Origin of the sequence: Yinghuangia sp. YIM S10712 (assembly GCF_051388935.1) — a bacterium.
Taxonomy (GTDB): Bacteria; Actinomycetota; Actinomycetes; order Streptomycetales; family Streptomycetaceae; genus Yinghuangia.
Map to the genome: position 1 here is coordinate 219,313 of NZ_JBPKBI010000011.1, position 11,551 is coordinate 230,863.

Below are 11,551 nucleotides of genomic sequence, written 5' to 3' on the forward strand. Positions count from 1 at the left end.
TTCGCGCACCGCGGGATGCGGACGTTGGCCTGACACCGCGCATGCGTTCGTGGTTGCGACGCTCGCGTTCCGGCTCAGGAGCGCTGGCAGCAGTCCTTGGTCTCGTCCGGAGATCGGCATGCGTGGGGCAGTCGCTGCCCGGCTGAGCCGCTGTTGTGCTTGCTTGTGCTGGGTGCTTGTCGGTACCCGCCGCTAGCGTGGCTAATGTGATCCAGTCGTATTAGAAGTCATCTCATTTGGCTGAGTCGGTAGGCTCTGGCCTGTGGCAGGGATCGTTGAGCGGCTGGTGCCGGACGAGTTGTGGGAGTTGTTCCAGCGTGTGGTGCCGGAGGCGCCTTCGCGGCCTCAGGGGGGCGGCCGGCGTCGGCACGGTGACCGGGAGGTGCTGGCCGCGATCGTGTTCGTGGCCACGTCGGGCTGTACGTGGCAGCAGTTGCCGTCCGCGTCTTTCGGGCCGTCGGGTGCGACTGCCCACCGGCGTTTCTCGGAGTGGACGAAGGCCGGGGTGTGGGGCAGGCTCCACCGCCTGGTGCTGGACGAGCTCGGGTCCCGGGGCGGGCTGGACTGGTCCCGCTGCGCGATCGACTCGGTGAACATGCGGGCCTTGAAAAGGGGGACCTGACGGGTCCGAATCCTGTCGACCGGGGCAAGTACGGCTCGAAGATTCACCTGATCACGGAGCGGACCGGTCTGCCCATATGTGTCGGGATCTCGGCGGCGAACCTGCACGACAGCCGTGCCCTGATCCCGCTGGTGGCGGGGATTCCACCGATCCGGTCCCGACGCGGACGCAGACGGCGCAAACCGGGGAAGCTCCACGGCGACAAGGGCTACGACTACCCCCACCTGCGGCGATGGTTGCGCAAGCACGGCATCACCCACCGCATCGCCCGCAAAGGCATCGAGACCTCACAACGTCTGGGCCGCCACCGCTGGACCATCGAACGCACCATGGCCTGGCTCGCCGGCTGCCGCCGCCTCCACCGACGCTACGAACGCAAAGCCGAACACTTCCTCGCCTTCACCACCATCGCCTGCACCCTCATCTGCTACCGCCGACTAGCCAAATGAGATGACTTCTTATCCGCGTGCTTGGCGGCACTTGGAGAACGCACGGAATGCCAGAAGGTCCATGGCGTCACGGTGGAGTGCGCTCTTGGGCGATGGACTTGTGGAAGAGCGCGTGGTCACCGAGCCTGATGGGTCCGGGACCATCAGCGCCTGTCTGCATTGGCCACCTGGCGGTCAGGCGGAGCTCACCGGGTTGTTCCGCGAGTGCGTACGGGAGCTCTGGGCGTGCCTGGACGAATTGGTCGTGGAAACGGTCGAGGGGTTCAGCGCGTTGCATCGTCCACATCGGCCGCAGGTTCCCAGGTTCTTTCCAGTTGCCGATTCGCCGGACGCGTTTCAGGACCTGCTCGCCGACTTGTGCATGGACGGGACCTTGCGCACACATGTGGCGATGGTGGAGGACTGCCAGCCCTATCAAGGCCGTGCAGATGACCAGGTCATCGATCTTCTTCGTCGGAGTCTGGCCCATCTGGTGCACTGGGACGCGGCGCTGGACGACGGCGCGGTGGTGAGTGCGTGGGCGACGCCCGTCGAACCCCGAGTGCACGCAGAACCTCCGGAGGCGGTCGCCAGCGTCGTCCCGTCGTCCTCGGGCGCTCTGGGAGGTGATGACCGGGTTCTGGCGGAGTACCGACTGGTCGGCCACCACCCCGGGGGCTCGGTCAGCGCGCAGGCTGGCACTAACGTTGACATCTGCTTTGTCGATGGCTTCACCCCGTCGGACGCCGACGACACGTTCGACCGCCGGCTGGCAAGTGCCATCGAGGCTGTCGTCAGACTCGCTGTCTCGTTCGCGTGGCTGTCGAGTCGTGTGCCGGGTAGTCGGCGGATCCTCCTGCCGCCCGCTGCCGACGGCTCGAGCCCTTGGACCGAGGCGACCCGGTCGTCCCGAGGCTGGACCGACGACGAGTTGGCGATGTTGGCCACGTCGGACATCGGCCTGGGCAGGGCCCGGGACGCCGAGACGATCACGTTGCTGGTGACCACTCCGGACGGGGTTTACGAGCGGGTGATTCCGCAGGCATCACCCTTGCGCACGCACCCCAAGCGCGGAGTCGCCGCAGAGTTGGCCGTGGAAGCTGCAGCAGCCACGTGGGGCCTGCCCGACTTCGTGATGGCTCCGAGCGTGGAGCGCAAGGGGAATAGCGTCAGGGAGATCAGCGACGGGCTGCTCGTTGTGGGAAGCCGGGGTGTCGTCGTGCAGAGCAAGGCTCGTGAGGTCGAGCCCGGCACTGCCGAGCGGGAAGCCTCGTGGATCACCAAGCAGCTCACTGCGGCGGCCAAACAGATCCATGGCACAGTGCGGCGGCTGAAGGCCAAACCTGTGCAGAAGGTCAACGGCCGCGGGCGCAGCATCCGCGTCGACAGCCCGGCCGTCGATTGGGTAGGCGTGGTCATCATCGATCATCCGTGTCCCCCGGACGGCCTATATGTTCCTGCACCGCAGAAGGCGACGCCAGTCGTCAACCTGTGCAGGCGGGAATGGGAGTTCCTGTTCCACCAGCTGCGTTCCGCTCACGCCGTGGTCGCGTACCTGCACCGGGTCGGCGGATCCGTCCCCGTGCTTGGCACAGAGCCGGAGCGCTATTACGAACTGGCCGGTGCCGACGCGACCGCCCCTCCGGGACCGTTGGACCCGGCGTGGATGCGGCACGGCGCGGAGACTCGCAGTACGCCACTGCTTCCAACTGCACCAGCCGGAAGTGACGACGACGAAGCACACGCGATGGTCCGTATCTTGTTGGAGGACGTGGCGACGAGCCCGATGGGACCCGACGACTTCGAGGCTTGGCAGGGTGTCCTGGCATCCCTCGACAGTCTGCCGGTCGGCTACCGAACTGAGCTGGGGCGTCTCCTGATCGACTCCCTTGCCGCCGTTACCGAAGCTGAAGCCGGAACCACCATGTGGCGGATACGGACGTTCCTCGCGGGCCCGGAGGAGGACCAGCTCGGCTTTGCCGTTTGCTCCGCCCTTACGGACGAGACCCGCGCCGGCTTCTCGGCATGGCTGCAGCTGCGGCACCACGAACGTGGCGCACCGACGGATCTCGTGTGTCTCACCACAGTCGGTGTGCTTCTGACTCCTCGTGTCGACGGCTTCAGAGATTGGGACACGACGGTGATAGCGCTCACCGGCGACCAGGAGCTCACCGACGATGAGCTCCGCGTCTACCAAGGCCTCTGGAACACATCGGAGCGCGGCGGTGACGCTGGCGTCGCACAGTGATGAGGCAAGCGGCCGACCACGCGCGCTGAGCGCACGTCGAGAAGACAGCGCGGAGCACGGCGCACACAAGGCTGCAGGTGATCGGTGGCGTCGAGGCGACCTGGTGGTCGTAACTTCTCCGAACCCACGCGTGGTGGCTTCCCTCGGCGACGGGAGTTCTGGTGGATCGCATGCTCGACCCAGTAGTGAGCGAGCCCAACGCGCCGCGATGCACAGCGGTGCGTCAGGCCAGCACCACTCGCAAGCCGCGCAGACGAGCCGATGGTCGTGGCAACTAGCGTCCAGACGTCATTGCGTCAGGTTTGCCCGGATGATCGTGCGCGTGGCGTTCCTGCACTGGCCGCCAGGTCGTTGAGCGTTGCGTTGACCACCGGCCAGCACATGTCGACGGTGTCTCGGTCGGGGCTGTGCTTGCTGCGTGTCGCCAGGTGGGGGTGCACGGCGTTGCGGTAATGGCGGACGAGTTCGAAGGCCATCTTGGCGTCGAGTTCGATCCAGGCGTTGGCATGGGCGAATTGGACGAGATCCTGCAGACCGAGGCGATTCAGCGGCTTCGGCAGGGGGCGATCGGATGGTCGGGAATTCGCAGCGTGCAGAAGGACGCCTTCCAGCAGACTGCCGAGCATGATGATCGCGGAGATGTATGCGCCGTTCTCGTAGCAGATCCGTGCCTCGTCCAGGCGCAGCTGCACCGCGGTGGCAAGTTCCGCGTCGTCGACGACCTGGCCAATGGATACCTGCAACTCGACACGTGGCACGATTCGACCGCCGAAGACCGGGTCCTGTTCGGATAGGACTGGTGTGCCGCGCACCAGCTCGACCCGCCAGCCCTCGACGAGCAGGAGCTGGTTGAGCCGATCCATCGTGGTCCGGTATTCCTTCTCCTGCCCGTGGTACTCGCGGGGGTTCGCGAGGCGGAGGACGGCCATCTCGACTTCCTCCGGCCGTGGGATCCGGCGCTCGTGCAAGAGGGTTGTCGTCCATTGGTGCCGCGGGGTGCCGTCGTGCTCGGGGACCTCGGACCAGCCAGCCCGGCGGAAGAACTCGGGAAGCTCCCAGCCCTGCCGGTACACCAGTGGGCCGTCGTCGCCGCAGATGAGATGGGCGACCTCGGTCAGGGTGCTCTCGTCGAACGAGGCGGTCACGTCATTCTCCTTGTGTGGGGACGTCCCTGCCGGTCGCGGCGGGCAGTGCGTCGTCGGCGTGGACGGGGTTGTCGGTCGGCAGGGGTTCGGTGTCGCTGTCCGAGGCGTCGTGGTCGAGTTCGACTGGTGTCCAGTCGCTTGTGGCGTCCCCGGTGTCGTCCCGCGAGACGCCGGGGCGGATCCCCAACGCGTCCAGTCGCGCCCACAAGGGCTCCATGGACGCGTCCGGAGAGAGGGCGAACGCGCTGCTGCGAATGCGCCAGAATCGCCAGCCTGCTCGGCGTAGTTCCCGTTCGCGTTCGAAGTCGTCGTGGATCTGTTGGAGCGACGAGTGGTAGGGGCTTCCGTCGCATTCGACCGCGAGTTTGCCGGTTTCCCCCACGACGACGAGGTCGATCAACTTGCGATTGACCTTCCACTGAGGCACGACGTGGTAGCCGCGCTGCCGGATCTTGAGGAAGACGCGTTGCTCGAAAAGCGATTGGAACGGTGCCCTGGGCTCATCGGGCGACACGTCGGCCAGTTCCGGCGGTGTCTGCTGCAGCAGGGGCGGTGACTGCATGTAGGTGAGCAGGGAACGCCGAAGGTCCCTGTCCGGCAGTTGGTCGGCCGTCACGCTGGTGAACAGCCACATCTGATCGCGGGCGCGGCTGGCGGCGACGTTGAACCGACGCCCGTCGGCGAGGCTGCGGACAGCGCGGACATGGTCCGTGTCGACCACCGTCGACAGCAGAACGACGTCGCGTTCGTCGCCTTGGAACTGGGCTGCCGTACCGACTCGGATCTTGTGGCGCTCGCGCACCGCCGCATCGAGGTTCGTGTCGATGAGGTCTTCCAGCAGCCGTACCTGGGCGCCCGAGCGGAGCGAGATGACACCGAACGACTTGTCGGCGTATTCCGGGGCGCCGATGAGTTGCTGCAGCGTGGCCACGATGCGCTCCGCCTCCGGCCGATTGTGCAGGCGATCGCGGACCCCCTCACAGTGGCCGTCGGGGACCGCGACGACGCGAAGCGGGGGGAGGCGGTCGGCGCCGTGTTGACGCAGCGGGACGAGTTCGTGGTCGTAGAACTGCCTCGACGACCAGTGGATGATCTCCGGCATGGAACGGAAGTGCTCGACGAGGCGGACAACTTCGTTGAACCGGGAAGACATGATGTCGTACAGGCTGGACTTGGGGTCGAGCCCGTTGCGTTGCCAGTGTTCGAGGCCCGGTAGCAACTCGTCGACCCGCCGGTGAAGGCGGGTGTGGTCACCGGCCATATAGAGAGGTGCGCACTGTTGGTCGTCGCCGACCACGATGATGCGTGGCGCCAACCACAGCAACATCAGACCGTCCAGACCCACTTGGCTGGCCTCGTCGACGATGACCACGTCAAAGGAATCCGGCTCGGGCGCGATCATCGCAGCCACCTGCTTGAGCGGCATCACCCATGCGGGTACCGCCCCGCGAGCCTCGCGCATCGCGGATCGTGCGGCCCGCAGGTGGCGCTTCCCGTGCACGGAAGTGCCGCGGCCGGCTTGGTTCATCGCGGTGACGTATGCGGCAAGCGCCTGCTTCTGCACCGCCGTCATGCGGCTGAGGCAGTGTATCCGAGCGTGGATCGTGGCGAGCCGCTCCACCGTCTCGCGTAGCCGCGCCTCTGCCTCTGCGAGTTCGGTCTCCAGCTGTTTCTCGCGGCCGGGAGCAAGGTGTCGGCTCACGAAGTCGGAGGCCTTTCGCCATGCCCACGCCTGCGCCAACATGGACAGGCGCGAGGGCCATTCGGGGGCCAAGGGCGACAGCACCAGCGCGCGCGCCAATTCGGGGTGCGCTGCGGTGAGTTGCTCGAGGAGTTTGTGAGCCTCACGGCGGTCGGTCTCGAGCACGTACGCCACCCTCAACGCCTGGAACGCTTGGGCGTAGGCATGGGCGTCAAGGGTCGTCAGAGCTTGGTAGGCGGCGTCGAGTTCCGGACCGGACCGCGGACCGGAGAGCGGCAGCGCCGCTGCGATCTCGTCGACGTGCTGTCGCGCTCTGGCATGCGCGAGCCGCAACGAGGCCTTGTTCGCGGCGGCGCGAAGGTCTTCCCACTCCTGCGGCGAGCGCACCGAGGCTGGAATCGCCGCGTTGACCAGCAACTCGTGAAGGCCTCGCGCGACCGATGTCACTGTTGCGATGGTCCGCAGATCGGTCGCCCGGTCGGCAAGGTCGGCCAGCGCGGCGAGGGTCGGTTCGGTGCTGGCCGGTTCCGCCCTCACAGTCTCCCAGAAGGTGTTGGCCTGATGTACGGCCTGTGCGGCTTCGAGGTGCGTGACGACGGCTGCGATCGTGATCGCACTGTCCGGAGGAGTGCCGTCGACACGGCACGTTCCGAGTAAGGCGCGCGCGTCGCGCTGGGCAGGACTGCCGAACCAGCGACGGAGCTTGCCGCCTTCACGCAGGAAGGCCACCAGAGCCCGACCTGCGGCGATCATGCCTGCGAGTTCGGCGGGTTCACGGTGCGGGACGTCGACGTGCGCGGCTGTCAGCGCGTGCACCTGTTGCTGTGCCTGCTCGGCGCGGACGGACGCTTGGGCCACCTGCAGCCACAGATGCTGCCTGCGCCCCGCCATGCTGTCGGCCAGGACCGCGTGGTGCCAACCCTGCCACCGCTCGGACGTCAGCTGAGGTTCGAGACCGCCACGCCGGAGAGCCTGCAGTCCCTGACCGAGGCGGGTGCTCACCTCGACGACGAAATCCTGTCCTTCGTCGGCCAGCGCGTCGGCGACAGGATCCGGACCTGCGTCGGCGCAGGCGGCCTGGGCTTCGGTGACGTCGGCGACTGCGCGGGTGACTGCTGCAGGGGTCGGCAGCGTGTCCGGATCCGGGTACTGCGGAGCGCCTTCAGCGAGCAGGTCCGGTCCGTGGCGGCGCAGGAGCTCGAGAAGACGCTGTGCTTCGCCGATGCCGAGTCCCGGAAGGTCGGGTGCATCGTCGGGTAGCGGCGGTAGCCAGGAGAAGCGGTGCTCGGCTGTCTGCACCGCCTCGATGATCTCGCGAAGCTGCCCCCTGTAGCCGGGGGCCACCTCAGGATGAACGAACCACTCGGATTCACGCAGTTCCCGGAGCGCCGTGCGCAGGCGTGCCCGGTGCCGGAGCAGTTCCTGCCGATCGTTCGCGCTGAGTTTGGCCTGCGCCGCGAGGTCTTGGCGGCTGGTGCCTGCGCTCAGATAGGCAAGAGTGCGTAAGGACCGTTCCAACTCTGCGGTACCGCCGCGCCGCGGGTCGCCTTGAAGCACGCACAGTCCCCGGATGTCCTCAGGCAACTTGTCTCTGAGCACCCGGAGCGCCTGATCCTTTTCGCTGGTGACCAGAACCCTCTTGCCGTCGGCGAGCAGGGCACAGACCAGGTTTGCGATGGTATGGGTCTTGCCGGTTCCGGGAGGCCCTTGCACGACGACTCCGGTGTCGCCTTGCAGCCGCTCGAGAACATCGCGTTGTGCCGCGTTCACAGCCAGCGGAAAGAGCGGATCGGGGCCGAGTGCCGGGGTCACGGCACTGCCCGTCGTCCAGGCGCTTCGCTCGCTGTCCTCGAGAGGCGCCAGCAACTGGGCCAGGCCCAGAGGGCTCGCGGCACCGGGACGGGCCAGCCTTGCGGCGATCGCGTCGTAGAACGCGACGATCGAACTCCGACCGCGTTCGCGGAGCAGCAGAGCCGGAGCTGAGGCGACCTGGTGGCCGCCCGCGTCCGATCGGGAATCCGATCCACGGCCACGCACGGGTGGTTCCCAGGAGACATCGCAGCGCACGGGCTCCGTTCCGAAGGCGCGACGCGTCCAGGCCTCCAGGAGGGATTCACACTCGGACGACAACGGATGGAAGTCCGGCTCCTCGAGGACCCGGTCGCGGACGGGTGCCAAGAGCTCCCCGCTGTAGCCGTCGGCTTCGTTGAGGAATTCGGCGTCCTCGAACTGTACTGACCAGTCCTGCACCAGCGAGACCGTGATGCGCATCGTCGCCGCGTCCATGGTGACCGCGAGCGGCACTGTCAGGACGTGGCGATACAGACTGCCGGCGACCCGGTCCGCGCCGCCGGTGACCAGCCCGACGCCGAGGATCGCTTCGTAGACGTCGCCGTCCTGATCGATCCGGCGTGCGATTCGCTGCAGTCGGCGATGAAGCTGTCGGTACGGCTCCTCGGCACGTTCCCGCTCGGACCAGCGCCGCCATCGTGGGAGCCACCGGTGGTAGCTGCGCAGCCGATCAGGATCGTCGGTCGACTCCTCCGAGGCGTCGCCTGCGTCGGCGCCGTCGAGCTGGCCTTCGTGATCCTCAGCGCCCGCCGGCAAGGCCCGCACGGCGCCCAGACGGGGATCCTGCGGCGAGGGCACGGCCACGACGTCCGGTGCGAGCCATCCGACCAGGTCATCCGGAATGGCAGGCGCGGGCACCCGTGGGCGGTGGTCGACGGAGAGGACCACGCGTTCGGCGGACGCTTGCCTGCGCACCACGTCACGAGGGAGGCTGTGCAACCAGACGACGTCCTCGTACTTGCGGCAGTCGCGCACCGGCTTGTGAGCGGTCCGCACGAACTCCCGCAGGTACTCGATCAGATTCCGCGTCTGCCGGAGCATCGCCGCGTCGTCGGCCGAGCCCACCCCTTGCTGAATCATGAATCCCCCTGCGCACCGATGAGGAAACCAACTTTTCAGAATGAGGGAGAATGGTGGTCGACCGCAACCGGCATTACCAAAGTCACATGTCAGCCGGGGAGTTCAGGCGTGCGCACCGGGTACCCGTCGCGCGGGGCGCGGCAGGTCAGGCCGGGGTAGCGATCGTGGTCGTTGTGTGGATCGAAGGGGCACCGAACGGCAGGCCATCCCCAGCGGCGGTGTTCGTATCGCGGCACAGCGGCACGAGACCCTATCCAGAGCCGTGTGCGGGCACTGCCCGGTGCCCGCGCAGCGGCCCCGGATACGCCGTGGTGGGGTCGGTGGCGAGTTTGAGGCGGTGGGTTCCGAGTTGGCGGCGATGTGGGTGTCGCGGCAGCCGCAGCGCCGGTAGACACGTCCGCGGCGGTGGAGGAGCGCCTCCTGGAGTGGATCGTGAGCCGACGCCCCCAGGTTCCGACCTGGCTCGTCCTGTGGGCGGCCCCAGCCTCGACCAATGTGCCACCCGCCGGGCGCCACACCCGTTGTGGACACCGGGTGGACGGGCTGTTCGCCGCCGTGGCGCGCATGGTGGTATTCCGGTGCAGCGAGCACGCGTTCTCGTGTGTAGAGGTGGAAGCGTGGATACGCGACCGCACCCCGGATCTGGTTACGAAGTACTTCGTGGATATCGGCGGGTACTCCTACCCCCTCAAGCGGGTCGATCGCGCGCTTGCCGGGGCTGGGATCAGAACACCCGCGAGTCGCAGAATCCGCTGCGGGATCTGGGATTCGTGGTGGCCGCCGTCAGACATGAGAACGATCCCTGCGCCGCGCCATACCGATGCTCGGAGGATCGGCTGAGGATCTGAGGGGATTTCGATTCACCGGGGGCTGCTGCCTCTCGCAGGTGCGAGCGGAATCGGCAGATCGTTCGATATCCTGGTCGGCTGTCCATTTGGGCGGCATCCCCGCTCGACGGAGGCGCGCTCACAGATGAACCCCGACAAGCAGCCCACCTCGCACAGCCCCCTCATTGCGCCCCACGGATGGAACGCACCCGGAGAACCGGTCGTCGTGTACGACGGTGAACTCGTCGGCTTCAAGAACGGATCCAGGCAGGGCAAGGTCGAACTCACCTTCGGCGCTAAGCCCAGCCTGGAGTGGGCCATCGAGCCGCACGAAGAGGACTACTGGGGCCTGGACGACGGTGTTGAGGTGACCGCCGTCGGTCGCCGGCCGATCATCACGTTCACCGCCAACAGCCGTGACAGCCAGGGCGGCTGGATCAATTCCACTCACCTGGGGAACGAAAGCGTTCTCCTGCAGCGGCTGGTGGCGCAGTGGGTGAACCTGCCGTTGTCCGCAGCCAACGCGGCACTTGGGGAGAGAGTCGGCGAGGGCACTCGTTTCTGGAGAGGGCGGTGGTCCATCGATGTCGACGGCTGGACGGTGACCATCGACCAGCGCCCCGACCTCTCTGACGTCTTGCGAACCGCCACCGAACAGCGCAGCTCCGTTCTGACTCATGTCATGGAGCTCAAGCGCACGAGTGGTGACGAGTTCTCTCTCGCCGACGGCCGCAAAGTGCTGGAGTGCCTTCGAGTCAGTCTGTCGTTCGGGTTCGGCTGCAAGGTCGTCCCTGCGCTCCCCGTCGGCTACGACGCGAACGGGGACATCGTCTGGGAACAGTGGTTCTCGCCTCTCGTCGATCGGGCCCAGAAAATCGGATCAGGATGGCTCTACAACTACGATTCTGACGACTGCGCCGAACTTGTCTCCTGCGCCCTGCGGGCCTTCACTGATCCCTCCCTCAAGGGCACCACGCGTTTCCAGATGCAGATGGCCACCGAAGCGGTGGCCACAGGTTTTGTCGAGCAGCGGATTCTCGCCGCGGCGCCGGTGCTGGAGAACCTGGCCTGGACGAAGCTGGTCCTGGGCAACCTGATGACGAGGGAGCAGTACGAGAGGGGCTACGCCGAGGACAGGCTGCGCTATCTGTTGGAGTCTGCCGGTGAGCCGACCACGATCGACCCGGTCGGCCTCCCTGTTCTGGCCCAGTACGCGGCAGGCCAGCGCATAGACGGCCCGACAGCCGTCACCCGTATCCGGAACCGGCTGGTTCACCCCAGGATCCTCGCCGACGATCTCTACGCGCATGAAGGGCTGGCGGCCGAGGCATGGCGACTATCCCTTCACTATGCAACCCTGTTGATTCTCCATCGCATCGGCTATCGCGGCTCATATCAGAGGCAATTGCAGCTTGGAGGGTGGCATGGGGATACCCAGCCAGTGCCGTGGGCGGATCCGGCAGCAACGCCTGCGGTACCGAGCCCCCTGCCGCCCGTGCGACGTCAGAGGCGTCGGCGCCCCCCTCATCGTGGAAGCCAAGGACCTTCCACGTAAGCAACTGCGGCGCGGGTCCGAGGACTTACTGATCTTTGCGAATTGGGTTGTTGATGTTTCGTCAGGTCAGTCCGGTTCCTGCGAGGAAGCCGT

The 11,551-nt window shown here is 66.8% G+C and carries 5 protein-coding genes; 3 read left to right on the top strand and 2 right to left on the bottom strand.

What is annotated here, in order from left to right; translation table 11 throughout:
- Positions 1-271: 271 nt before the first annotated feature.
- Positions 272-1,071, top strand: a protein-coding gene (locus tag ACRX5W_RS22265; protein WP_436790020.1) for an IS5 family transposase whose coding sequence is annotated in 2 segments (ribosomal slippage) — positions 272-611 and positions 611-1,071 — 801 coding nt in all. Because the reading frame shifts where the segments join, the coding sequence is not laid out codon by codon here.
- 85 nt (positions 1,072-1,156) lie between these two features.
- Positions 1,157-3,298, top strand: a complete 2,142-nt coding sequence (locus ACRX5W_RS22270; RefSeq protein WP_436790005.1) for a hypothetical protein — start codon at positions 1,157-1,159, stop codon at positions 3,296-3,298.
- A gap of 296 nt (positions 3,299-3,594) precedes the next feature.
- On the opposite strand, the gene ACRX5W_RS22275 is transcribed toward ACRX5W_RS22270, so the two are convergent.
- Both ACRX5W_RS22275 and ACRX5W_RS22280 read right to left on the bottom strand, forming a co-directional pair.
- Positions 3,595-4,443 (bottom strand): hypothetical protein, encoded by an 849-nt coding sequence (locus ACRX5W_RS22275; protein WP_436790006.1) that lies wholly within the window; start codon positions 4,441-4,443, stop codon positions 3,595-3,597.
- A 1-nt stretch (position 4,444) separates the two neighbouring features.
- Positions 4,445-9,076, bottom strand: coding sequence for an AAA domain-containing protein (locus ACRX5W_RS22280; RefSeq protein WP_436790007.1), 4,632 nt, complete (start codon positions 9,074-9,076; stop codon positions 4,445-4,447).
- 972 nt (positions 9,077-10,048) lie between these two features.
- Between ACRX5W_RS22280 and ACRX5W_RS22285 the strand changes: the two genes are divergently transcribed.
- Positions 10,049-11,458, top strand: a complete 1,410-nt coding sequence (locus ACRX5W_RS22285) for a hypothetical protein (RefSeq protein ID WP_436790008.1) — start codon at positions 10,049-10,051, stop codon at positions 11,456-11,458.
- Positions 11,459-11,551: the final 93 nt, after the last annotated feature.